This is a genomic window from Enterococcus plantarum (assembly GCF_001730295.1).
GTDB lineage: Bacteria > Bacillota > Bacilli > Lactobacillales > Enterococcaceae > Enterococcus_L > Enterococcus_L plantarum.
In genome coordinates, this window is sequence record NZ_MIKA01000012.1 from 98,546 (window position 1) to 121,181 (window position 22,636).

The window sequence follows — 22,636 nt, forward strand, 5'->3', positions numbered from 1 at the left end:
CTCCTTAACAATGTACTATTGTAAATTAAACTTCTTCAACGTCCACTAAATGTGACACAGTGTTGATCATACCTTTGATTGCTTCGTTCGCAGGTTTCACAACAGAGCTGTTTAGTTTACCTAAACCTAATGCTTTAACTGTATCTTTTTGGTTTTGAGGACGTCCGATAACGCTGCGTTTTAAAGTTACTTTTAATTCAGCCATTATTTTGTCCTCCTTATCCTAAGATTTCTTCTACAGATTTACCACGAAGTGCTGCCACTTCTTCGGCACGTTTTAATTGTTTTAACCCTTCAACTGTTGCGCGAACAACGTTGATTGGTGTATTTGAACCTAATGATTTTGATGTAATATCTGCTACACCAGCTAATTCCAATACGGCACGAACTGGTCCACCAGCGGCTACCCCAGAACCTTCTACTGCAGGTTTCATAAGGATACGGCCACCACCAAATACCCCGATCACTTCGTGAGGGATACTAGAACCAACCATAGGCACTTCAACTAAGTTTTTCTTCGCGTCTTCGATTGCTTTACGGATTGCTTCTGGCACTTCTTGTGCTTTACCAGTCCCAAAGCCAACGTGACCGTTTTTATCTCCCACAACAACTAGTGCTGCAAAGCGTAGACGACGTCCACCTTTAACAACTTTCGTTACACGGTTGATAGAAACCACGCGGTCTTCTAATTCCAAGTGTTTTGGATCAATATAAACCATGAATGGTGTTCCTCCTTCTCCTAAAATTCTAGTCCATTTTCACGCGCTGCTTCAGCTAAAGCTTGCACGCGGCCATGGTAAAGGTATCCACCACGGTCAAAGACTACTACTTTAACGCCTTTTTCAGCGGCACGTTCAGCGATTAATTTACCAACAGCTGCGGCTGTTTCTGTTTTGTTTCCACCTGAAATCTCTTTATCTAAGGCAGAGGCACTTGCTAGCGTTACACCCGCTACGTCATCAATGATTTGCGCGTAGATGTTTTTGTTAGAACGGAATACGTTCAAGCGTGGGCACTCAGCAGTACCAGAGATTTTGTTACGTACACGACGATGTCTCTTTTGACGTGTTTTGTTTTTGTCTGGTTTTGTAATCACAATTGTCACCTCTTTATATTTGCTAGCTATTAAGCTGCGATAGACAACGGATCGTTATTTTTCAAACTGAATTGAAAAATAACTCTCAAGCTGCTATTATTTACCAGTTTTACCTTCTTTACGACGTACGAATTCGCCAACATAACGGATTCCTTTGCCTTTATAAGGTTCTGGAGGACGAGTACCACGAATATTTGCTGCTAATTCACCAACGTGTTCTTTGTTAGCGCCTTTTACAACTACTTGTGTATTCGAAGGTACTTCTACAGTTACACCAGCTGGTGGTGTGATTTCTACTGGATGAGAATACCCAACGTTAAGAACTAATTTAGTCCCTTGCATTTGAGCACGGTACCCAACCCCGATAAGTTCAAGACCTTTTTCAAAGCCTGTACTTACACCAACAACCATGTTGTTGAAGTTTGCACGAGTTGTTCCGTGGATTGTTTTCATGTCTTTGCTATCGTTTGGACGAGTGAATGTTACTTCGTTTCCTTCGATATTCATCGTGATATCAGAAGAGAATTCACGTGTTAATTCACCTTTAGGTCCTTTTACAGTAATGTTGTTTCCTTCTTGTTTGACTTCAACGCCAGCAGGAAGTACAACGATTTTATTACCAATACGGCTCACTTAGAGACACCTCCTTGTGTGTTTTTTTAAATTACCATACGTAGGCGATTACTTCGCCGCCGATGTTTTTTGCTCTTGCTTCTTTATCAGTTACAACACCTTCAGAAGTAGAGATAATCGCGATTCCTAGACCATTCAATACTTTAGGTACTTCGTCAGATTTGACATAAGCACGTAAACCTGGTTTAGAGATACGTTTTAAGTTTGTGATAACACGTTCTTCGTTTTTACCGTATTTAAGGAAAACACGAATCACGCCTTGTTTGTCATCTTCGATATATTCTACATCGCGTACAAAACCTTCACGTTTCAAGATTTCAGCGATATCACGTTTGATTTTTGACGCAGGCACTTCTAAGCTTTCATGTTTAACCATGTTTGCATTACGAATGCGCGTTAAAAAATCTGCAATTGGATCTGTCATGACCATTGAACTATTTACCTCCTTTATGCGAGTTTACTTGTTTACCAGCTAGCTTTCTTCACGCCGGGAATTTGACCTTTATAGGCAAGTTCGCGGAAGCAAATACGGCAAAGATGAAATTTACGATAAACTGAATGTGGACGTCCGCAACGTTCACAACGAGTATATGCTTGTGTTGAATGTTTTGCAGGGCGTTTGTTTTTAGCAATCATTGATTTTTTAGCCACGTAGTTCGCCTCCTTTTATTATTTTTGGAATGGCATACCTAATTGTGTCAACAATTCACGAGATTCTTCATCTGTGTTTGCTGTCGTTACAATAACGATGTCCATACCGCGTACTTTATCTACTAAATCATAATCAACTTCTGGGAAGATTAATTGTTCTTTAACACCTAAAGTATAGTTACCACGTCCGTCAAAAGCTTTTTTGCTTACTCCGTGGAAGTCACGTACACGAGGTAGAGAAACAGATACTAATTTATCTAAAAATTCGTACATTCTTTCTCCGCGTAAAGTAACTTTTGCACCGATTGGCATGCCTTCACGTAGACGGAAACCAGCGATTGATTTCTTAGCTTTAGTGATCAATGGTTTTTGACCTGTGATCAATGCTAATTCTTCAACTGCTTTATCTAAATTTTTTGCGTTTGAAACAGCGTCACCCACACCCATGTTAATAACGATCTTATCAACTTTTGGTGTTTGCATAACTGAACTATAATTAAATTTTTCCACTAATGCTGGAGTAATTTCTTTAATATATTTTTCTTTCAGGCGGTTCATTTAGTAAGCCCCTCCTTCCTTTTAATCTATTTATCTAAGACTTCACCGGTTTTTTTAGAAACACGGACTTTTTTTCCATCGACTTCTTTGTAACCTACACGACCAGCTACACCTGTTCCGTCAATCACCATTACATTAGAAACATGAATCGGCGCTTCGACTTCTAGGATTCCGCCTTGCGGCGCTGCTTGATTTGGTTTTTGGTGTTTTTTCATGATGTTAACACCTTCAACGATGACTTTGTCTTTTTTAGGAAACGCTGCTAATACAACGCCTTCTTTATTTTTGTCTTTACCAGTGATAATTTTCACTTTATCGCCTTTTTTAACAAACATTACTGTTTCGCACCTCCTTTGATACGTGTCCTGATTATAATACTTCTGGTGCTAGAGAAACGATCTTCATGAAGTTGTTTTCACGTAATTCACGTGCAACAGGACCGAAGATACGAGTTCCACGCGGGCTCTTATCATCACGAATGATTACAGCAGCATTTTCATCAAATTTAATGTATGAACCGTCTGTACGACGAGCTCCTGATTTAGTACGAACGATAACGGCTTTTACGACTTCACCTTTTTTGACAACCCCACCTGGCGTTGCATGTTTAACCGTAGCAACAATCACGTCACCAATATTAGCAGTTTTACGTCCAGAACCACCTAGTACTTTAATCGTTAAGATTTCACGAGCACCTGAGTTATCTGCGACTTTTAATCGGCTTTCTTGTTGGATCACGATGTGTATCCCCCTTTCAGATTTTATGTCTCAATCTATATAGGAAAATCTCGTTTTTATTAGATAATAACTGCTTCTTCGACTACCTCTAGTAAACGGAAACGTTTTGTAGCTGATAATGGACGAGTTTCCATGATTCTTACGATGTCTCCAACTTTTGCAGTGTTGTTTTCATCATGAGCTTTATATTTCTTAGAATATTTCATACGTTTACCATAAATAGGATGGTTTTTCTTTGTTTCTACGACAACAGTGATAGTTTTATCCATCTTATCTGAAACAACACGACCTTGGTAAACTTTGCGTTGATTTCTTTCTTCAGTCATACGCGTTTGGCCTCCTTCCACTATTAGTTAGCTTGTTCACGCAATACTGTTTTGATGCGTGCAATCGATTGACGTACTTCTTTAATACGTGCAGTGTTTTCTAATTGACCTGTTGCTAGTTGGAATCTAAGATTAAATAATTCTTCTTTGAATTGCTTTTCTTTTTCAAGCATTTCGGCAGTGGTTAATTCTCTGATTTCTTTAACCTTCATTCGATTCACCACCCATTTCCTCACGTTTTACAATTTTGGTTTTCACCGGTAATTTGTGGGATGCAAGACGAAGAGCTTCACGAGCTACTTCTTCAGGTACGCCTGCGATTTCAAACATGATTTTACCACGTTTAACTGGTGAAACCCAGCCTTCAGGAGCCCCTTTACCTTTACCCATACGAACACCGATAGCTTTACTTGTGTATGATTTGTGAGGGAAAATTTTAATCCATACTTTCCCGCCACGTTTCATATAACGAGTCATAGCAATACGGGCAGCTTCGATTTGACGGTTAGTAATCCAGTGAGATTCAGTTGCTTGTAAGCCCCATTCACCAAATGTTACTTCTTTTCCACCTTTGGCTTCACCACGCATTTTACCTCTAAATTCACGACGGTGTTTTACACGTTTAGGTACTAACATGATTATTTCCCTCCTTTCTCAGTGTTTTTTTTCGTTGGAAGAATTTCTCCACGGTAAATCCACACTTTAACTCCTAATTTTCCGTAAGTTGTGTCTGCTTCTTCCCATGCGTAATCAATATCAGCACGCAAAGTGTGAAGTGGAACTGTACCTTCAGAGTAACCTTCTGAACGAGCAATATCAGCACCGTTTAAACGACCTGATACTTGTGTTTTGATACCTTTAGCGCCTGAACGCATAGTGCGTTGGATCGCTTGTTTTTGAGCACGACGGAACGCAACACGGTTTTCTAATTGACGTGCAATTCCTTCGCCTACTAATTTTGCATCTAAATCTGGTTTTTTGATTTCAATGATGTTGATATGAACTCTTTTACCAGTCAATGAATTTAATGATTTTCTTAGGTTTTCGACTTCAGATCCGCCTTTACCGATAACCATACCTGGTTTAGCTGTGTGGATTGAAATGTTCACACGATTTGCAGCGCGCTCGATCTCAATTGTAGACACAGCGGCATCAGCAAGTTTTGTCGCGATAAATTTACGGATTCTTAAATCTTCGTGTAAGAACTCAGCATACTCTTTTTCAGCATACCATTTTGCATCCCAGTCGCGGATGATGCCTACACGCATTCCAATTGGATGTACTTTTTGACCCACTGATTGTCCCTCCTCTTATCTTTTGACACCTATTTATTTTAATAAATAGGTCTCATCTTGAGGTCCGGTAGCCATTGCTGTAACACACAGTGACTGCTTCGCAGAACTGATGTGGCACAGTACAAGGTGACTAAAAGGAACGTTTTTCCCTTAATAACCTTTGTACTAGGCTCCTCCTCTTATTAAGTGACGTCTGTTTAAAAACAGATTATTTTTCTGATACGACTACTGTAAGATGACTTGTACGTTTATTGATTGGTGATGCTGAACCTTTTGCACGTGGACGGAAGCGTTTCATTGTTGGTCCTTCGTTGACAAATGCTTCAGATACTACTAAGTTTTCAACGTCTAAGTCAAAGTTATTTTCTGCGTTAGCAACTGCTGACATTAAAACTTTTTCAATGATTCCAGCAGATTTGTTTGGCATGAATTTCAAGATAGAAATTGCATCCGCAACGCTTTTACCTCTGATAAGATCGATTACTAAACGGGCTTTACGAGGTGAAGTGCGAACTGTTTTTGCAGTTGCCTTAGCTGATGTAATTTGTTCTGACATTTGCATTTCCTCCCCTCAAAATTAACGTCTAGTTTTCTTATCGTCGGCTCCGTGGCCACGATAAGTTCTAGTTGGTGCAAATTCACCTAATTTATGTCCTACCATGTCTTCTTGGATGTATACTGGAACGTGTTTACGTCCATCATATACGGCAATTGTAAATCCAACAAATGTTGGAAAAATTGTAGAACGGCGAGACCAAGTTTTAATTACTTTCTTCTTTTCGGCACCTTGTTGAGCTTCAACTTTTTTCATTAAATGCTCATCAGCGAAAGGTCCTTTTTTCAAACTACGACCCATGGTGAACCTCCTCTCAAAATGTACGACACATGGTCAAAAAAATTATTTAGTACGACGACGAACGATAAGTTTGTCTGATTTAGCTTTTTTATTACGAGTTTTCAAGCCGATAGCAGGTTGACCCCAAGGTGATACTGGAGCTTTACGTCCGATCGGTTGTTTCCCTTCACCACCACCGTGTGGGTGATCGTTCGGGTTCATTACGCTACCACGTACAGTTGGGCGTTTACGCATCCAACGTGAGCGGCCTGCTTTACCAATGTTGATTAATTCGTGTTGTTCGTTCCCAACAGAACCAACTGTTGCACGGCAAGTTGCTAAGATCATACGAACTTCGCCTGAATTCAAACGGATTAATACATATTTGCCTTCTTTACCAAGTACTTGTGCACTTGTTCCAGCAGAACGGATTAATTGACCGCCTTTACCAGGTTTCATTTCAATGTTGTGGACAACAGTACCGACTGGAATGTTTTCCAATGGTAATGCGTTCCCTACTTTAATATCTGCTTCAGTACCGGAAACAAGGCGCATGCCTACTTCCAATCCTTTTGGTGCTAGAATGTATGCTTTGATTCCATCTTCGTAATGTACTAACGCGATGTTAGCAGAACGGTTTGGATCATACTCAATCGTTTTGACAACCGCTACAACGTTATCTTTATTACGTTTGAAGTCGATCATACGGTATTGACGTTTGTGACCGCCACCTTGATGACGAACTGTAATACGACCATTGTTGTTACGACCGGCATGGTTTTTTAATGGCGCCAACAACGATTTTTCAGGTGTTGATGTCGTGATTTCAGCGAAATCAGATGCTGTCATATTACGACGGCCATTTGTGGTAGGTTTATACTTTTTAATCGCCACGTCTTTTTCCCTCCCATTTAATAGTTAACATGGACTGCTTATTCAGCAGCATCGAAAATTTGAATTTCTTTTGAATCATCTGTTAATGTCACAACAGCTTTGCGACGTTTTTTTGTGTAACCAGCGTGTTTACCCATACGTTTAAATTTAGGGCGCACGTTAATGATGTTTACGTTTTTAACTTTAACATCAAATGCTGCTACAACAGCTTGTTTTACTAAAGTTTTATTTGCGCGAGTGTCCACTTCGAAAGTGTATTTCTTTTCGTCCATAGCAAGCATGGATTTTTCAGTGATCACTGGGCGTTTGATTACGTCTAGTAAGTTCATTATGCAAGCACCTCCTCAATTTGAGTAAGAGCAGTTTGTGTTGCCAATACTTTAGTATTAGAAACGATATCTAAAACACTTACGTTATCAGAAGTTACTACAGAAACGTTTGGTAGATTACGTGCAGACAAAGCTGCAAAATCATTTCCAGTTTCTAAAACAACTAATACTTTCGCATCAATAGATAAGTTTGTTAGAACTTGTTTGAATTCTTTTGTTTTTGGTGCATCAAAGCCTAAAGCTTCAACAGCTACCAAATTGTTTTCAGCAACTTTATCTGATAATACAGATTTCATTGCTAAACGACGAACTTTTTTAGGAAGTTTGTAGCTGTAAGAACGCGGTGTTGGTCCGAAGACTACGCCACCTCCACGCCATTGTGGTGAACGAATTGAACCTTGACGAGCACGACCAGTTCCTTTTTGACGCCATGGTTTACGGCCGCCGCCACGAACTTCTCCGCGGTGTTTTACTGAGTGTGTACCTTGTCTTAATGAAGCACGTTGCATGATGATTGCATCGTAGACAACTGTTTCATTTGGTTCGATTCCGAAAATCTCTTCGTTTAAAGTGATTTCGCCATTTTGAGTTCCATCTTGTTTAAATAATGCTACATTCGGCATTCCTTAGTTCCTCCTTTCCCTACGCTTATTTAGCTTTCACAGCTGATTTGATTGTGATTAATGATTTTTTCGCTCCAGGAATGTTACCTTTAATCATGATTACATTTCTTTCAGCGTCCACTTTAACAATTTCAAGGTTTTGAATTGTTACGCGGTTACCACCCATACGGCCGGCAAGTTTTTTATTTTTAAATACACGGTTAGGTGCAACTGGACCCATTGACCCAGGACGACGGTGGTAACGTGAACCGTGACTCATTGGTCCGCGGCTTTGTCCGTGACGTTTGATAACGCCTTGGAATCCTTTACCTTTCGAAGTTCCTGTAACATCAATAATGTCACCTGCTTGGAAAACATCTACCTTAATTTCTTTACCTACTTCATATTCTCCTAGCTCAACATTTTTGAATTCCTTAATGAAGCGCTTAGGAGCCGTGTTTGCTTTTGCAACATGACCTTTCGCAGGTTTGTTCGCTAATACTTCACGTTTGTCTTGGTAACCGATTTGGATAGCTTCGTATCCGTCAGTCTCAACAGTTTTTACTTGTAAAACTACGTTTGGCGTAGCTTCAACTACTGTTACTGGAATTAATTCACCAGACTCAGTAAAGATTTGTGTCATTCCCACTTTTTTTCCTAAGATTCCTTTGGTCATGAGTACACCTCCATCATCTTGATTTTATAGTTTGATTTCAATATTCACACCAGATGGTAAGTCAAGCTTCATTAAAGCATCAACTGTTTTTGGTGTTGGGTTCACAATGTCGATTAGACGTTTGTGCGTACGCATTTCGAATTGTTCGCGTGAATCTTTGTATTTATGAGTCGCACGAATAACTGTGTAAAGCGAGCGTTCTGTTGGTAATGGAATTGGTCCTGACACGTCAGCTCCAGTTCTTTTTGCTGTTTCCACAATTTTATCCGCTGATTGATCTAAAATACGGTGTTCATACGCTTTTAAACGGATACGAATTTTTTGTTTTGCCATCTTGTTCCCTCCTTCGCCTATTTTGAAAGTAGACATAGCTCCACGAAAATTTTTCCGTCACGCTCGTTCGTGGCAAAGCGTCCGGGCGTGTCGCAACCTCTCGTTTCTTAGCCGGTAGATCAAAAGCTTGATTTACCAATGCTTTTACACTTCTGTAAATAGCACCTTTGTAATTATATTATAGAAACATAGTAATAGCAAGGTTTTTTTCAGAAAAAAGATATTTTTTTTGCAAGCATTCTTTTGATTATTATTCTTTTGTATACAACTGATTCAGTCAGCAATAAAAAACTGTATATATTAATAGAAGGAAAGTGAATCGTTTTGACAACGGAAGCTCCTTGCGCGCAACTACTATTTTGAAGAAAAAAAAGACAGAGCAAAACTTTTTCGTTTTACCCTTTCCCTTTTTAACAAAAATACTTGTTTATAGTTGACTAATCATTCGTTCAACATTCATATACTGAAAATCTTCTGGTTTCATAAAAACAATCTTAGACGTACATTTTTCCTGATCAACAATCCCTCGTATTTGCTCCTCATATCTTGCAACTTGAGGTGTTAAAAGTAATACATCATAATTTTTAAACATAAGTTTCTCTTGAATACGACTTACAGGTGCATAATCGATTGCGTATTCTAACTCTTTTTCCCTAAGAGACTCGAGAATTTTTGAAACCAATAATGAAGCACTGATTCCAGATTCACAGATAATCAAAATCGTTTTTTCCATATCAACCCTCCTGCTAATCGACATTCTTTTTCCCTAACACTAAGCTCACCTTATCGCAAGCTCGCTAAACCTACTGGAGAAAAAGCAACATAAGTCAAAATGACAATTACCACCAAAACAATCGAAACGACTTTCGTATAACGCCAAGGTTTGATGTCTACTTTCGTATCGAAGGACTCCAACACAAATGTTCCATCTGGTTTCCACTTAGAAATTGCCAACATGATCAAAATATCTAAGAAAAATAGCAGACTCAACACATACAAGAAATGAATATCTTTCAAAAAGACTTTTGATAATGCATACAACACAATATGAATCGCAATTGTTGATTTCGCTGCGATAGCTGTCGCTTTTTTCGAATAAAAGGCAAACAGGATAATAACCAACAACGGCATATTATATAATCCGTTGAACTCTTGTACAAACTGATATAATCCTGCTGGAGCGAAGGAAATGAACGGTGCAACAATCACAGATATTACGCCAACTATTATAGTAACAATTTTCCCAGCCCGAGCAATTTGTTTATCATCCGCTTGTTTATTAATCACAGGTTTGTAGAAATCTAACGAAAACAGAGTCGCTGTTGCATTCAACGCACCCGCAAAGGAAGACAGAATTGCCCCGAAAATCACAGCTGCAAATACACCAAACAATGCTTGGGGTAAAACCTCCGTCACAAGATATGGATATGCATTGTCGGGATTACTCATCAGTGCATCACCGAAAATATTACGTGCGACGATACCTGGAAATACTAAGAACAACGCACCAAATACTTTGAAAAGTCCTACGATAAAAGTTCCTTTTTGCGCTTCTGCTAGATTTTTCCCTGATAACGCTTTTTGCACGATCATTTGATTCGTACACCAGAAATATAAATTATTGAACAACATTCCCGTGATCAACGTTGGCCAAGGGACAATCGCTGAATCGATTGCGCCAACAGAGTTTAACAACCACGGGGTATGGTCGACAATATAATCCACACCACCAATAAAGTTCCCATCACCTAGTTTCATTACACCTAAGATTGGAATCAATAAACCACAAATCAACAACCCAACACCATATACGGTATCGCTATTGGCACTCAATGATAATCCACCAATCAATAAATAGAGAATTCCGATCACGCCGATGATTAAGGCAACCAAAATAATTGCGACAATCGGACGAACACCTAACAATTCATCTATATGAAAAATTTTGTTAAAAACAAGTGAACCTGAGTATAAAACAACCGGTAAAAATGAAATCATATACGTCACGATAAATAGAATCGAAATAATCCGTTTTGTTACTGTATCATAGCGAATTTCAATAAAATCTGAAACGGTGTTGATACCATATTTGAAATATTTCGGTAAAAAAATGACCGCTAAGGCAACAATTGCAATCGCAGCTGTTACTTCCCACGCCATAACTTCCATACCAGCGTGATAACTTTGCCCGTTCTGACCAACGATTTGTTCAGTGGATAGATTCGTCATGATAATCGAGCCTGCAATTGGCAAAGCGGTCAAACTTCTTCCACCCATAAAGAACCCTTCTGATCCAGAAGTATCCACACCTTTCGCACGACTGTACGCAAAAATCCAAACACAAGCCACGATGACGACAAAACTAATAAGAGAAAATAGGTTCATAGATTTCCGCTCCTTTTTTTGTTTTTAAATACTCGTGATTTCGCGAATGTAATCTCTCGCTTTCACTGCGTATTCAAAAGGATTAGCCTTCGCCGGATCTTGTTCGGCTTCAACAACAATCCACCCTTCGTAATCACTACTCTTGATAACTTCCCAAATCGGTGCAAAATCGATCATCCCGTCTCCCGGAACAGTAAATACTCCTGACTTAACTGCATTTAAAAAACTTTGCTCCGTTGTGCTGACTTGTCTTGCTATCTGCTCTCGTATATCTTTGAAATGAATGTGCTTGATACGCTCTTGATATTTTTGATAAATTTCAATTGGGTCTTCGCCAGAAAAGACCAAATGTCCGGTATCAAATAGCAAAGAAACTTTTTCAGGATCCGTCAAGTCCATCAAACGAGTGATTTCTTCGGTCGTTTGCACACCTGTCCCCATATGATGATGATAAACAATCGTCATCCCCTTCGCATTTGCCAACGCACCCAAGCGTTCCAATCCAGTTGCTAACGCTTGCCAATCAGACGCAGAAAATACCGGCTTTTCTTTGAAAATTGCCTGGTCCATCTGACCTTGAATACTATGGCCCTGTTCCGACACAACAATCACTTTAGCCCCCATAGCATGGAGAAAATTCATATGTTCAATAAATGCTTGCTCTGTCTCTTCATATGGTTTCGTCGTTAAAAAGGCACTAAACCAAGCACTTGCGACTGACAACCCTCGAACATCAAGATATGGTCGTAATACATCTGGATCTTTCGGGTATTTATTCCCAATTTCAGTCCCTACATACCCGGACAAAGCCATCTCACTAATACACTGTTCAAACGTATTTTCTTTCCCTAACTCCGGCATATCATCATTTGTCCAGGCAATCGGCGCAATGCCCAAACGGATTTTTGACTCATTCATTTTATTTTTTCTCCCCTTTCAAAAGACTGCTATCTATAGATTTTCAATTGTGATCAATTCATTTGTTTCAAATGATTGCTTACACGCTAGTGCGATTTTAGTTGACTGTAGCCCATCATAAGCTGAAACTTGTGGTTGGCGTTTTTCTTTGATACATGCAATAAACTCTTTCGCTTCATTAACAAAAGCTTCACGAAAGCGTTCAGGAAAATCTTGTGAACAAGCTCGTACAACGCCTTTTTCATCCATGATCGTAACAAGATTTTTTTCTGGCGCCGCTGCCACTCTAAGCATCCCTTTCGTTCCAATCAGCTCAGTTTCTACATGGTACCCATGATGACAATTACGACCTGCAACTAAGATCGCCATCGCTTGGTTTTCCAATTGCATCATGGCCGCTCCTGTTTCCAATTCTCCTACTTTATCCAATTCAGGATATGCAGCATTTTTCCCTAGCGCCCATACTTTACTTACTTCTTTTTCTGTAAACCAACGGACTAAATCGATATCGTGAATTGACATATCCATAAAAATCCCTCCACTATCGCTGGCACCCGCAAACTTCACAAAGCTTTCCATACCTGAACTAGGATCGATACTATAACAGCGCATCAAAGTCAGCTCTCCTAATTCCCCATCCTCTACTAATTGTTTGGCATAACGATAAGAATCGTCATAACGGCGCATGAACCCCAACATAAATACTTGTTCCGGACGACTTTTAATTACTCGCTCTGTCGCTTCGATTTCAGCTAAATCCAAGCCAATCGGTTTTTCACTAAAAACGTGTTTTCCATGTTCCATCGCCAATTGAATCTGCTCGCAGTGAAAGCCAGAAGGGGACACAATAAACACCGCATCAATCGTTGGACTTTTGACCATTTCTTCATAGTCTTGATAGGTTTCTTCTACCCCTAATTCCCTGATTGCATAATCTAATTCTTCTTGTACAAAACTACAAGCAGCAATTAATTGACACCCTTGAACATTTTCAGCTAAATTTTTTGCGTGAACTTTCCCCAGACGGCCTAAGCCGACAATTCCAACCTTGATTTTTTCCACTCTTTACTTCCTCCTATAATTAAAAGTTAGATGTTGATTTATTTACTAACGTTGCTTCATTTATATAATGCTGGACATTCAGGTAACTGAATCAATGTTCGCTCACCTGTATCTCTAGCCTTACCACAAGCGTCCATCGTAACGGCCGCCGCATAACCATCCCAAGCAGTCGGTCCAGTTAGATTGCCCGTTTGAATCGAACGAATCCATAATTCAAATTCATAGTCATACGCTTCAACAAAACGAGTTTGCCAATCTGGCGCGATCTTGGTATAATTTTTTCCTTTTGCCTTCACATGTGTGTATGCTGGATCTTCTAATCCAATTTCTCCCGTTTCACAGACAACATCACATTTGATATCATAACCAAACTGACAATTAACGAAAATCTCTAAATCGATATGGACACCAGAAACTGTTTCTAAAATCAACATCTGTGGATCATGCAGTTTTTCATGTGTGAAACTCGTTTGTTTAGGCAAAATCATTTGAGCTGAAACATAATCTTCTTGAAGCAACCAACGCAAAGCATCGAGTTCATGGATTCCTGTGTTAATGATCGCCATTGGCGTTAAATAGTTTTCATCTGCCGTTGGGTTTCTATGGGCGCAATGAAGCATCAAGGGTTCACCGAATTTTTTGGTTTCGATGGCTTCTTTCAATTCAATATAACCTCGATCGTATCGTCTCATAAAGCCGACTTGAACTAATTTCTTTCCTGCTTTTACTTCAGCATCAACGATTCGTTTACAACCTGCGCTATCTGTCGCTAAAGGTTTTTCACAGAAAACATATTTTCCATGTTTAATTGCTTCTAAAACATATTTTTCATGGGTTGGATCCCAAGAAGTTACCACAACAATAGCCACATCAGGTGAAGCAATCAATTCTTCTCCTGTTTCAAAAAAGACAGCATCAATCTGATTTGCTAAACGCTGAGCTTGTTCTACATTTATATCTGATACCGCAGTCACGTACGCGCCTTGCACTTTTTCATTGATTCGTTTGATATGTTCGATGCCAATTGCACCTGTCCCAATGACGCCAACTTTTAAATCCATTGTTTTGCCTCCATTTTCTTTTTTACAAACCTGCTGGACAACTTCCTTCGTCATCTCAAATCGTATACGCTTTCAAAACAATTTGCTTATTTGCATCTGGGCTATAACTGATTGAACCATATCCTATAGACCTATAATTTGAATAAACGGTAAGATCAGAAACAACTCCTTCTTATTTCGTGAAGTGAAACGCTCCCGATCCAACCTAATGTCATGCTAATACTCTTTGGCTTTTTCCAACATTTTTTGACTACGCTCATACGCCTCTTGAACTGCCAGACTTTTTGAAACTTCTGCAACCCCAACGTGCCACCAACTGTCATACCCATCTGACATTGTTTTTGGTAAAACCTTCATTTCAATCAGAGTAGATTTTTCTTGTTTTTTAGCATCTTCTAGCGCTGCAATCAGTTCTTCTTTCGTATTAGCACGATAACTTTTGGCGCCATAGCCTTCCGCAACTTTCGCATAATCTATATTCATGATTCGTTCACGATGATCTCTAAATTCACACTTATAGCTACTGCTACCGTTACCCATTTGTAAATTATTGATACAGCCAAATCCAGAATTATCGAATAGCAGAATATTGATTTTTTGCCCATATTGTAATGCCGTGATTAGTTCTGAGTGAAGCATCAAGAAACTCCCGTCCCCTACCATGGCATAGACTTCTTGTGTTGGACTGGCTAATTTCACACCTAAAGCACCACTGATTTCATAACCCATACAAGAATAACCATATTCAAGATGATACGTATTCGGCACGAGCGGATTCCATAAACGCTGCATATCACCAGGTAAAGATCCAGCTGACGCAATGACAACACTGTCTTTAGCCACATTGTTATTAACCGCAAGAAATGCACTCGTCTGAGTTAGTTCTGTCTGTAGCACATCCGAATATTCATTGAGAATTTCTTGTGTGAATTGGTCTTTGATCTCTGGAGAAAAGTTCTCCCTCGAAAAAGAAATATCACCTAGACGCTTTCTTTCAACAGCCCATTCTTCTTTTAGAACCTTGATATCTCCACCAAATGACGTTTGATAGTCTGCCAACATTGGGATCAGATTCTCTACTGTCTCTTTTGCATCACCGATAAGCTGGAACGCATCAAACTTATAGGCCTGCATGCGATTGACATTGATATTTAAAAATTTCGTTTGGTCATAATTGAAAGCGGTTTTAGAAGACGTGGTAAAATCCGTATACCTTGTGCCGATTCCAATAACCAAATCAGCTTGTCGAATTGCCTTATTAGCAGCCAAAGTTCCTAAAACACCCGTACCCCCTAAGTTATTTTTAAAATCTGCTTCTACAGTTGATTTACCTGCAGGTGTTTCAACTAACGGAATCCCACATTGTGTAGACAAATGAATCAATGCTTCACGTGCCTGGGAATACTTTGCTCCACCTCCGACGATGATGACTGGCTTCTTACTTGTCGTAATTCTTTCTACGGCACCATTTAGTTCACGCTCTGTAGGAACTTGCCGATCAACGTAATGCACCCTCTTTTTAAAAAATTCTTCATCGTAATCATACGCTTCTGCTTCAGTATCTTGAGCAATACAAATCGTTGCCGGACCACAGCTCGCTGGATTCGTCATGACTTCAAACGCTCGTAGCAGACTACTCATCAATTGTTCTGGTCGTTGAACACGATCCCAATATTTAGAGACCGCTTTAAAGGCATCATTCGTTGTGATTGCCGCACTGGTTTCGTGTTCTAATTGTTGTAAAACTGGATCAGGCTGACGTGTAGCAAACGTATCTGCCGGTAAGATCAGCACTGGGATGTTGTTGGCAAACGCAGTTGCCGCCGCTGTGAGCATGTTGGCAGATCCTGGACCAGCTGAAGCTGTAACAGCAAAAATTTTCTGTCTTAACTTCTGCCGACTATAGGCTACTGCTGCATGTGTCATCCCTTGTTCATTTTTCCCTTGAATTACCTTCAAATGCCCTGGATTTTCTTCAAGTGCTTGACCGATTCCTAAGACATTCCCATGGCCAAAGACATTAAAAATACCTTCAACAAAAGGGAATTCTTCACCATCAACTTGAATATATTGTTGATTCAAAAATTTAATCAGTGCTTGTGCTGTGGTTAATCGAATTTTTTTAGCCATTACTTTCCCGCCTTACTTTAATCAAGATTGATCTGCAATTAATTGTTCGATTTCTTTGGCTGTTGGCATTGCTTCTGATGAACTATGTTTACTAACAACAATAGCCGCCGATGCACTTCCATATTTCAATGCGGTTTCGATGTCTTTCCCTGTATTTAATGCATATAAAAAGGCTGCTGCATAAGAATCACCTGCACCGAACGTTTTCAAGACTTGGGTCTTATACGAACCCGCTTGATAGGTTTCTCCCTTTTTGGTATAGGCATAAGAACCTTTTACGCCGTGTTTGATCACAATCAATTCAGGACGATGCTGAAATAGATAGTCTGTAGTCGCTTGATTTGTTCCACCTTTTTTACCTTCCATTTCATCATATTCATCTCTTGTACCGATCACAATATCAGCATTTTCAGCAACAATTGAATAATAAACGGAAACGTCTTCTGGTGATTGCCATGTGTACGGACGATAATCTAGTTCAAACGCAACTTTCACCTGATTTTTTCTAGCATAAGCAATCGCTTTTAATACCGCCTCTCTGGAAGGACTTTGCGCAAGTGCCGTTCCAGATACCAACAAGAGATCTGTTTGTTTGATGTATTCTTCATCGATTTCTTCCGGCGCTAGGTACAAGTCCGCCACTTGATCTCGATACATCAAAATGCTGCATTCTTCTGGGCTTTTGATCTCCGTAAATGCCAATCCTGCTTTGTGTCCTTTTTGATCAGTGAACAGTTGGCTCGTATCTATTCCAGCTTCGCTCATGTATTCTTTGATGAAACGTCCATGCTGGTCATCTGAAATTTTCCCAATAAAACCAACTTTCACACCTAACTTGGCACTGCCAATTGCGATATTTGCTGGTGAACCACCTACATATTTTTTAAAGGTCATCGTTTCTTCCATCGGTCGATCATACTCCACTGCATTCAAGTCAATACACGCTCGACCAAGGGCAATCATATCAAATGTTTTTGTCATCCTTGTCACTCCTTCTATTCTCTGTTTAAAATCCATTCGTGGTCAGGATCATTATGAAACTGCCACTTTCTAGTTGGGCCTGCCATTACATTCAAGTAATAAGAATCGTAACCATCTGGTACACTTACTGGGTGATACCCCTCTGGAACAACGACGACATCACCATTTTCTATAGCCATCGTTTCATCCAGTAAGCGATCATCTGTATACACTCGTTGAAAAACAAACCCTTGTCTGGGATTCATTTCATGATAATACGTTTCTTCTAATTTCGATTCTAGAGGCAAATTGTCTTGATCGTGCTTATGAGGTGGATAACTAGACCAGTTCCCCCCATCAGTAAACACTTCCACAACTAACAAACGATCAGCAATTGGACTTGTATCTGGTAAAATATTATGCACCAAACGTTTATTCTGATATTTCCCTCTACGTTCAATGGTATTATCTGATGCTTTAATCAGAGTAGTTGTTTTTTTCTTATCAGATGGTGAGTAACATAGAATCACCGTGGCTTCAGTTATCGCTGTAATATCGAACGTTTGCTCTATCGAGATATAGACACTATCCGTTGGAATTTTTTCAAAGACGTTTTTTCGCGTGCCGATTGTCTTAAAGGTTTGTTCTCCATCTGTTACTGTGATTTTTCCTGTTAGGGCAACGATACACACTTCTTGCTTTCCTAATGATTCTTGAAATTTACTTCCACTCGTCATTTTTATGACTTTCAATTCAATGTACTGTAAAGCTGCATTATTTTTATTGATCCGCTGAAGTAACGTGGTGCCTTTTACTAACTCTTGTGGGATAGGTTTATACTTTAAATGAACCATCCTTACACCTTCTTTCCCATTAAATATTTGTCTTAGGATACCGTGCTGTGACTACTTTTTTACGCGTATAAAACTCTACACTGTCTTTGCCATTTGCATGAAGCGTCCCGTAAAACGAGGACTTCCAACCTGAAAACGGGAAGAATGCCATCGGCGCTGGTACACCTAAATTGATTCCTAGCATACCTGCATCAATATTTTCTCTAAAGTAACGAATCGCTGAGGCATTATTAGTGAACAGACAAGCTCCGTTTGCGAATTCAGACTGATTCGCTGTCGCAACGGCTTCTTGTAAGTTTTCTACTCTGATGATCGACAATACTGGAGCAAAAATTTCATCCCGCCAAATCGTCATATCCGTTGTCACACCATCAAAAATAGTTGGACCGACAAAATAACCATTCTGTGGAATATTCTCCCTACCATCCGCAATCAAGCGTGCTCCTTCTTCAATTCCTTTTTCAATATACGCTAGTGTTCTTTTTTGATTTTCTTCACGAATAACCGGCCCCAAAAAGACGCCATCATCCAAGCCATTTCCGACTTTTACACCTGTTGCTTTTTCTTTTAACTTAGCGATAAAGGCATCTGCTATTTCTTCTTCAACGGTTACCACTGCACATGCCATACAACGCTCACCTGCAGAACCAAAAGCAGCAGATACAATATTGGTCACAGCATCATCTAAGTCTGCGTCTTTTAAAACAATTGAATGGTTTTTGGCACCGGTCAATGCTTGCACTCGTTTCAAATTTTTACTACCTTCTGTATAAACATACTCGCCGACTGGTTTTGAGCCAACAAAGGAAATCGCTTTCACTTCTGGATGTTCTAAAATCCCATTCACAACATCATGTGCGCCATATACAATATTAAATACGCCAGCTGGTAACCCCGCCTCTGTAAATAATTCAGCCAATCGTTCAGTTAGCAAAGGCGTTCTTTCCGACGGTTTTAAAACGAAACTATTTCCACAAGAAATCGCCATCGGAAACATCCAACAAGGAACCATCATCGGAAAGTTAAAAGGCGAAATGCCCGCGACTACTCCAATTGGGTAACGATAGTTAGCAACTTCTACATCTGTTGCAATCGAAGATAATGAATCCCCCATCATTAATGTTGGCGTTCCAGCAGCAAATTCTACATTTTCAATACCCCTTTGCACTTCACCTAGAGCTTCGTTAAGATTTTTCCCATTTTCGAGCGTAATTAAACGAGCCAATTCCGCTTTATGTTTAATCAAGAGTTGTTGATAATTAAAAAGAATTCTGGCACGTCTTGGCACAGCTAGCTCTTTCCATGTTTCAAAAGCTTCACTAGCAATTGTGACAGCCTCTTCTAAATCTTCTTTTGTAGAAAGTGGTACTTCACACAACACTTCTTTCGTAGCTGGATTATAAACCGTTTCATATGTTTCTGTACGGCTAGACACCCATTTGCCACCAATATAATTTTTTAACTTTCGTATCGCTGCCATAATAACATCCTCCTTAGTTTCTATTAAAAATCAACACGTTGGTTACATCTTGATATTTTTGGTTAACTTTTGATTACATTGTACAATTCGTTTTTCTAATAGTCAACCCATTTTAGGTGAAAAGTTCTATTTTTTGGTCACTTCTTGCTAACTTCCGAGTCTAAAACAAAATAATGTGGATAAAAAATGGCGAAATTACACAAAATTGGTTATATGTTGATTACATTAAGACCATATGTTATAGTGAATCTAATCACACGAAGTGGAAAGGCTACGGAATATGAAATTACAACGTATACAGCAAATTGAAAATTACATACAACAACAAGGCAGTATTTCTCTTGATGAACTGTGTCATGTTTTCAACGTCTCTAAAAATACGATTCGCCGAGATATCAATGAATTGGAAAAAAGAGGAACTATAAAAAAAGTTTATGGTGGCGTCGTTTACGTAGAAAACAACTTGGTTTCTTTTGAAAATCGAACTATCTATAATCAGACAGAGAAGGAGCAGATCGGTGCACGAGCCGCCTCGTTAATCAAAGAAGAAGATTTAATTTATGTTGATTCAGGCACAACAACTAGTCAAATTTTGAAACATATCGATCCAGAGTTATCGTTTACTTTATTAACAAATAATCTCGATATTATTAACCTTGCGGCCGCAATGAAAAATGTCCAACTAATCCTTATCGGTAATAGTTATAAAAGAGATACACGTTCTTTTGTCGGAATCGAGGATGAAACCATCGTGACTAGATACAATATAAACAAAGCATTCATGGCAGCAACTGGGGTTTCGATCACTAGTGGTTTAACAAATTCAGATTTGATGGAATATCGGATAAAAAAAATGATTGTCGAAAGAACCAAAGATGTTTATCTACTCGCCGATAGCTCGAAATTTGACCACTCTACTTTGCTGACCTATTCACCTTTAGAGAATATCAAGGGCATCGTTACATCAAGAGATATACCTGAAGAATATGTAGAGTTTTGCAACTCACATACGATAGAACTTTTATATAGCAACTAGCTAGAAAAAAAGGAGGGCTTAACTTGCCATTACTAAAATTTGATTTGGTCGAAGGGCGCAGTAAAGAAGAAATCCAAACGATACTTGATATTGCTCATTCAGTAGTCTTAGCGTCTTTTGATGTTCCAACAGGCGATAGGTATCAAATCGTTACGCAGCACAAACCTTTTGAAATGGTGTTAGAAGATACCGGGTTGGGATTTAATAGAGATCCCGCTAAGATGATTTCATTAACCGTTATTAGTCGGCAACGAACTACAGCTCAAAAAGAAAAATTTTATCGATCACTGGCACAGCAATTAGATGAGTTATGTGGGATTGCCCCTAAAAACTTACTTGTTTCTTTCGTCATCAATGATGATGCAGATTGGAGCTTTGGCTTTGGAGAAGCTCAGTTTCTGACTGGAAAGCTTTAAGATAAAAAAATAGACTGCAGATAATTTCTTCAGTCTATTTTTACGCCTTAAAACACAAAAAAGCCGAAGGGAAATCCCTTCGGCTTACGTCCGAGTACCCCGATGTTTTACGTCGGTTTTATTCCTTTATATTAAATCGTTAAATTTAAATTATTTAGTGATTTCAGAAACAACGCCTGAACCAACAGTACGTCCACCTTCACGAATAGAGAAACGAGTTCCGTCTTCGATAGCGATTGGGTGGATCAATTCAACGTCCATTGCAACGTTATCACCAGGCATTACCATTTCAACGCCTTCTGGTAATTCAACTACACCAGTTACGTCAGTTGTACGGAAGTAGAACTGAGGACGGTAGTTAGTGAAGAATGGAGTGTGACGTCCGCCTTCTTCTTTTGATAAAACATAAACTTCAGCTTTAAATTTTGTGTGTGGAGTGATTGAAGCAGGTTTTGCCAATACTTGTCCACGTTCGATATCTTCACGTGCAACACCACGTAATAAAGCACCGATGTTATCGCCAGCTTCAGCGTAGTCTAACAATTTACGGAACATTTCAACACCAGTAACTGTTGTTTTAGCAGTATCTTCTTTAATACCAACGATTTCGATTTCGTCACCAACGCGAACTTCTCCACGTTCAACACGGCCAGTAGCAACTGTACCACGTCCAGTGATTGAGAATACGTCTTCGACTGGCATCATGAATGGTTTGTCAGTATCACGAGTTGGAGTTGGGATATACTCATCAACTGCAGCCATTAATTCCATGATTTTTTCTTCGTATGAAGCATCGCCTTCTAAAGCTTTCAAAGCAGAACCAGCGATAACAGGAGTGTCGTCACCTGGGAAGTCATATTCAGATAATAAATCACGAACTTCCATTTCTACTAATTCTAATAATTCTTCGTCATCTACCATATCCATTTTGTTTAAGAAAACAACGATATATGGTACACCAACGTTACGTGATAACAAGATGTGCTCACGAGTTTGAGGCATAGGACCATCAGCAGCAGAAACTACTAAGATAGCTCCATCCATTTGTGCAGCACCAGTGATCATGTTTTTAACGTAATCCGCGTGTCCTGGGCAATCCACGTGTGCGTAGTGACGAGCATCAGTTTCATACTCGATGTGAGAAGTGTTGATTGTGATACCACGTTCTTTTTCTTCTGGAGCGTTATCGATATCAGCATAGTTTTGAGCTTCACCGCCACCGTGTTTAGCTAACACAGTTGCGATTGCAGCAGTTAATGTAGTTTTACCATGGTCAACGTGTCCAATAGTACCAATGTTTACATGGGGTTTAGAACGGTCAAATTTTTCTTTAGCCATTTTAAATGTTCCTCCTAAAATATATGAATT

General features: G+C 39.4%; 32 protein-coding genes. 2 read left to right on the plus strand and 30 right to left on the minus strand.

All coding sequences use genetic code 11. The annotated features are described in order from the left end of the window. Positions 1-25: 25 nt before the first annotated feature. The 29 genes from rpmD to iolA form a co-directional block, all read right to left on the minus strand. Positions 26-205: a 50S ribosomal protein L30 gene (gene rpmD, locus BCR22_RS05970; RefSeq protein WP_010761673.1), complete on the minus strand. Its 180-nt coding sequence runs from the start codon at positions 203-205 to the stop codon at positions 26-28. Between the two features lie 13 nt (positions 206-218). Next, on the minus strand, positions 219-719 hold the full coding sequence (rpsE, locus tag BCR22_RS05975) for a 30S ribosomal protein S5 (RefSeq protein ID WP_010761674.1): 501 nt from the start codon (positions 717-719) through the stop codon (positions 219-221). Positions 720-739: 20 nt separating this feature from the next. Then, positions 740-1,096: a 50S ribosomal protein L18 gene (gene rplR, locus BCR22_RS05980; protein WP_010761675.1), complete on the minus strand. Its 357-nt coding sequence runs from the start codon at positions 1,094-1,096 to the stop codon at positions 740-742. Between the two features lie 96 nt (positions 1,097-1,192). After that, positions 1,193-1,729, minus strand: coding sequence for a 50S ribosomal protein L6 (rplF, locus tag BCR22_RS05985; protein WP_069645935.1), 537 nt, complete (start codon positions 1,727-1,729; stop codon positions 1,193-1,195). A gap of 31 nt (positions 1,730-1,760) precedes the next feature. Beyond that, on the minus strand, positions 1,761-2,159 hold the full coding sequence (gene rpsH / locus BCR22_RS05990) for a 30S ribosomal protein S8 (protein ID WP_010761677.1): 399 nt from the start codon (positions 2,157-2,159) through the stop codon (positions 1,761-1,763). Positions 2,160-2,194: 35 nt separating this feature from the next. Further along, the gene (locus BCR22_RS05995; RefSeq protein WP_002356214.1) at positions 2,195-2,380 is read right to left on the minus strand and encodes a type Z 30S ribosomal protein S14; all 186 of its coding nucleotides are present in this window, start codon (positions 2,378-2,380) and stop codon (positions 2,195-2,197) included. 18 nt (positions 2,381-2,398) lie between these two features. Then, a complete protein-coding gene (gene rplE / locus BCR22_RS06000; RefSeq protein ID WP_010770625.1) occupies positions 2,399-2,938 on the minus strand; it encodes a 50S ribosomal protein L5 in 540 nt (179 codons plus the stop codon). Positions 2,939-2,964: 26 nt separating this feature from the next. Then, positions 2,965-3,273 carry a 50S ribosomal protein L24 gene (rplX, locus tag BCR22_RS06005; RefSeq protein ID WP_010761679.1) on the minus strand — a complete coding sequence of 103 codons (309 nt, stop codon included), beginning with the start codon at positions 3,271-3,273 and terminating at the stop codon, positions 2,965-2,967. 34 nt (positions 3,274-3,307) lie between these two features. Then, the gene (rplN, locus tag BCR22_RS06010) at positions 3,308-3,676 is read right to left on the minus strand and encodes a 50S ribosomal protein L14 (RefSeq protein WP_010761680.1); all 369 of its coding nucleotides are present in this window, start codon (positions 3,674-3,676) and stop codon (positions 3,308-3,310) included. Positions 3,677-3,735: 59 nt separating this feature from the next. Continuing rightward, complete coding sequence (rpsQ, locus tag BCR22_RS06015; protein WP_010761681.1) at positions 3,736-4,002, minus strand: 30S ribosomal protein S17; 267 nt, start codon at positions 4,000-4,002, stop codon at positions 3,736-3,738. A 23-nt stretch (positions 4,003-4,025) separates the two neighbouring features. After that, positions 4,026-4,214 carry a 50S ribosomal protein L29 gene (gene rpmC, locus BCR22_RS06020; RefSeq protein ID WP_010766220.1) on the minus strand — a complete coding sequence of 63 codons (189 nt, stop codon included), beginning with the start codon at positions 4,212-4,214 and terminating at the stop codon, positions 4,026-4,028. Beyond that, positions 4,204-4,638: a 50S ribosomal protein L16 gene (gene rplP / locus BCR22_RS06025; RefSeq protein ID WP_010761683.1), complete on the minus strand. Its 435-nt coding sequence runs from the start codon at positions 4,636-4,638 to the stop codon at positions 4,204-4,206. The genes rpmC and rplP overlap by 11 nt, the downstream gene beginning before the upstream one ends. A gap of 2 nt (positions 4,639-4,640) precedes the next feature. After that, the gene (gene rpsC, locus BCR22_RS06030) at positions 4,641-5,297 is read right to left on the minus strand and encodes a 30S ribosomal protein S3 (protein WP_010766221.1); all 657 of its coding nucleotides are present in this window, start codon (positions 5,295-5,297) and stop codon (positions 4,641-4,643) included. A 208-nt stretch (positions 5,298-5,505) separates the two neighbouring features. After that, positions 5,506-5,853, minus strand: coding sequence for a 50S ribosomal protein L22 (gene rplV, locus BCR22_RS06035; protein WP_010761685.1), 348 nt, complete (start codon positions 5,851-5,853; stop codon positions 5,506-5,508). A gap of 21 nt (positions 5,854-5,874) precedes the next feature. After that, on the minus strand, positions 5,875-6,153 hold the full coding sequence (gene rpsS / locus BCR22_RS06040; RefSeq protein ID WP_010761686.1) for a 30S ribosomal protein S19: 279 nt from the start codon (positions 6,151-6,153) through the stop codon (positions 5,875-5,877). 42 nt (positions 6,154-6,195) lie between these two features. After that, the gene (gene rplB, locus BCR22_RS06045; protein ID WP_069654056.1) at positions 6,196-7,026 is read right to left on the minus strand and encodes a 50S ribosomal protein L2; all 831 of its coding nucleotides are present in this window, start codon (positions 7,024-7,026) and stop codon (positions 6,196-6,198) included. 38 nt (positions 7,027-7,064) lie between these two features. Then, positions 7,065-7,355, minus strand: a complete 291-nt coding sequence (gene rplW / locus BCR22_RS06050; RefSeq protein ID WP_010761688.1) for a 50S ribosomal protein L23 — start codon at positions 7,353-7,355, stop codon at positions 7,065-7,067. Further along, positions 7,355-7,978 (minus strand): 50S ribosomal protein L4, encoded by a 624-nt coding sequence (rplD, locus tag BCR22_RS06055; protein ID WP_010761689.1) that lies wholly within the window; start codon positions 7,976-7,978, stop codon positions 7,355-7,357. The genes rplW and rplD overlap by 1 nt, the downstream gene beginning before the upstream one ends. Positions 7,979-8,003: 25 nt before the next feature. Continuing rightward, complete coding sequence (gene rplC / locus BCR22_RS06060) at positions 8,004-8,633, minus strand: 50S ribosomal protein L3 (protein ID WP_010766222.1); 630 nt, start codon at positions 8,631-8,633, stop codon at positions 8,004-8,006. Between the two features lie 24 nt (positions 8,634-8,657). Continuing rightward, positions 8,658-8,966, minus strand: coding sequence for a 30S ribosomal protein S10 (gene rpsJ / locus BCR22_RS06065; protein WP_002389727.1), 309 nt, complete (start codon positions 8,964-8,966; stop codon positions 8,658-8,660). Between the two features lie 427 nt (positions 8,967-9,393). Further along, the gene (locus tag BCR22_RS06070; protein ID WP_069654057.1) at positions 9,394-9,699 is read right to left on the minus strand and encodes a PTS sugar transporter subunit IIB; all 306 of its coding nucleotides are present in this window, start codon (positions 9,697-9,699) and stop codon (positions 9,394-9,396) included. Between the two features lie 50 nt (positions 9,700-9,749). After that, the gene (locus BCR22_RS06075; RefSeq protein WP_083241767.1) at positions 9,750-11,351 is read right to left on the minus strand and encodes a solute:sodium symporter family transporter; all 1,602 of its coding nucleotides are present in this window, start codon (positions 11,349-11,351) and stop codon (positions 9,750-9,752) included. Positions 11,352-11,375: 24 nt separating this feature from the next. Beyond that, entirely contained in the window at positions 11,376-12,269 is an 894-nt protein-coding gene (gene iolE / locus BCR22_RS06080) for a myo-inosose-2 dehydratase (RefSeq protein WP_069654058.1), read from the minus strand. Positions 12,270-12,302: 33 nt separating this feature from the next. Next, positions 12,303-13,331: an inositol 2-dehydrogenase gene (gene iolG / locus BCR22_RS06085; protein WP_069654059.1), complete on the minus strand. Its 1,029-nt coding sequence runs from the start codon at positions 13,329-13,331 to the stop codon at positions 12,303-12,305. A gap of 56 nt (positions 13,332-13,387) precedes the next feature. After that, positions 13,388-14,392: a Gfo/Idh/MocA family protein gene (locus BCR22_RS06090; protein ID WP_069654060.1), complete on the minus strand. Its 1,005-nt coding sequence runs from the start codon at positions 14,390-14,392 to the stop codon at positions 13,388-13,390. A gap of 216 nt (positions 14,393-14,608) precedes the next feature. Further along, on the minus strand, positions 14,609-16,522 hold the full coding sequence (gene iolD, locus BCR22_RS06095; protein ID WP_069654061.1) for a 3D-(3,5/4)-trihydroxycyclohexane-1,2-dione acylhydrolase (decyclizing): 1,914 nt from the start codon (positions 16,520-16,522) through the stop codon (positions 14,609-14,611). Between the two features lie 21 nt (positions 16,523-16,543). Then, on the minus strand, positions 16,544-17,503 hold the full coding sequence (iolC, locus tag BCR22_RS06100) for a 5-dehydro-2-deoxygluconokinase (RefSeq protein WP_069654062.1): 960 nt from the start codon (positions 17,501-17,503) through the stop codon (positions 16,544-16,546). A gap of 14 nt (positions 17,504-17,517) precedes the next feature. Beyond that, the gene (gene iolB / locus BCR22_RS06105; RefSeq protein WP_069654063.1) at positions 17,518-18,336 is read right to left on the minus strand and encodes a 5-deoxy-glucuronate isomerase; all 819 of its coding nucleotides are present in this window, start codon (positions 18,334-18,336) and stop codon (positions 17,518-17,520) included. Between the two features lie 19 nt (positions 18,337-18,355). After that, positions 18,356-19,816, minus strand: a complete 1,461-nt coding sequence (iolA, locus tag BCR22_RS06110; RefSeq protein ID WP_069654064.1) for a methylmalonate-semialdehyde dehydrogenase — start codon at positions 19,814-19,816, stop codon at positions 18,356-18,358. A gap of 280 nt (positions 19,817-20,096) precedes the next feature. Here iolA and BCR22_RS06115 point away from each other — a divergent pair, with 280 nt between their 5' ends. Both BCR22_RS06115 and BCR22_RS06120 read left to right on the plus strand, forming a co-directional pair. Next, on the plus strand, positions 20,097-20,852 hold the full coding sequence (locus BCR22_RS06115) for a DeoR/GlpR family DNA-binding transcription regulator (RefSeq protein ID WP_069654065.1): 756 nt from the start codon (positions 20,097-20,099) through the stop codon (positions 20,850-20,852). 23 nt (positions 20,853-20,875) lie between these two features. Next, the gene (locus tag BCR22_RS06120) at positions 20,876-21,268 is read left to right on the plus strand and encodes a tautomerase family protein (protein ID WP_069654066.1); all 393 of its coding nucleotides are present in this window, start codon (positions 20,876-20,878) and stop codon (positions 21,266-21,268) included. A gap of 150 nt (positions 21,269-21,418) precedes the next feature. On the opposite strand, the gene tuf is transcribed toward BCR22_RS06120, so the two are convergent. Further along, complete coding sequence (gene tuf, locus BCR22_RS06125) at positions 21,419-22,606, minus strand: elongation factor Tu (protein ID WP_010761693.1); 1,188 nt, start codon at positions 22,604-22,606, stop codon at positions 21,419-21,421. Between the last annotated feature and the right edge of the window lie 30 nt (positions 22,607-22,636).

Coding starts and splice junctions, on each gene's coding strand:
- rplW (WP_010761688.1), bottom strand. CDS start 7,355: ATGAACTTACTAGACGTAATCAAACGCCCAGTGATCACTGAAAAATCC.
- iolD (WP_069654061.1), bottom strand. CDS start 16,522: ATGGCTAAAAAAATTCGATTAACCACAGCACAAGCACTGATTAAATTT.
- BCR22_RS06090 (WP_069654060.1), bottom strand. CDS start 14,392: ATGGATTTAAAAGTTGGCGTCATTGGGACAGGTGCAATTGGCATCGAA.
- rpsS (WP_010761686.1), bottom strand. CDS start 6,153: ATGGGTCGTAGTTTGAAAAAAGGACCTTTCGCTGATGAGCATTTAATG.
- BCR22_RS06115 (WP_069654065.1), top strand. CDS start 20,097: ATGAAATTACAACGTATACAGCAAATTGAAAATTACATACAACAACAA.
- rplC (WP_010766222.1), bottom strand. CDS start 8,633: ATGACCAAAGGAATCTTAGGAAAAAAAGTGGGAATGACACAAATCTTT.
- tuf (WP_010761693.1), bottom strand. CDS start 22,606: ATGGCTAAAGAAAAATTTGACCGTTCTAAACCCCATGTAAACATTGGT.
- rpmC (WP_010766220.1), bottom strand. CDS start 4,214: ATGAAGGTTAAAGAAATCAGAGAATTAACCACTGCCGAAATGCTTGAA.
- rplP (WP_010761683.1), bottom strand. CDS start 4,638: ATGTTAGTACCTAAACGTGTAAAACACCGTCGTGAATTTAGAGGTAAA.
- rplD (WP_010761689.1), bottom strand. CDS start 7,978: ATGCCGAATGTAGCATTATTTAAACAAGATGGAACTCAAAATGGCGAA.
- iolA (WP_069654064.1), bottom strand. CDS start 19,816: ATGGCAGCGATACGAAAGTTAAAAAATTATATTGGTGGCAAATGGGTG.
- rplE (WP_010770625.1), bottom strand. CDS start 2,938: ATGAACCGCCTGAAAGAAAAATATATTAAAGAAATTACTCCAGCATTA.
- iolE (WP_069654058.1), bottom strand. CDS start 12,269: ATGAATGAGTCAAAAATCCGTTTGGGCATTGCGCCGATTGCCTGGACA.
- rplX (WP_010761679.1), bottom strand. CDS start 3,273: ATGTTTGTTAAAAAAGGCGATAAAGTGAAAATTATCACTGGTAAAGAC.
- rpsE (WP_010761674.1), bottom strand. CDS start 719: ATGGTTTATATTGATCCAAAACACTTGGAATTAGAAGACCGCGTGGTT.
- BCR22_RS06075 (WP_083241767.1), bottom strand. CDS start 11,351: ATGAACCTATTTTCTCTTATTAGTTTTGTCGTCATCGTGGCTTGTGTT.
- rpsQ (WP_010761681.1), bottom strand. CDS start 4,002: ATGACTGAAGAAAGAAATCAACGCAAAGTTTACCAAGGTCGTGTTGTT.
- iolC (WP_069654062.1), bottom strand. CDS start 17,503: ATGACAAAAACATTTGATATGATTGCCCTTGGTCGAGCGTGTATTGAC.
- BCR22_RS06070 (WP_069654057.1), bottom strand. CDS start 9,699: ATGGAAAAAACGATTTTGATTATCTGTGAATCTGGAATCAGTGCTTCA.
- rpsJ (WP_002389727.1), bottom strand. CDS start 8,966: ATGGCAAAACAAAAAATTCGTATCCGTTTAAAAGCGTATGAACACCGT.
- rplV (WP_010761685.1), bottom strand. CDS start 5,853: ATGTCAGAACAAATTACATCAGCTAAGGCAACTGCAAAAACAGTTCGC.
- iolB (WP_069654063.1), bottom strand. CDS start 18,336: ATGGTTCATTTAAAGTATAAACCTATCCCACAAGAGTTAGTAAAAGGC.
- rpsH (WP_010761677.1), bottom strand. CDS start 2,159: ATGGTCATGACAGATCCAATTGCAGATTTTTTAACGCGCATTCGTAAT.
- rpmD (WP_010761673.1), bottom strand. CDS start 205: ATGGCTGAATTAAAAGTAACTTTAAAACGCAGCGTTATCGGACGTCCT.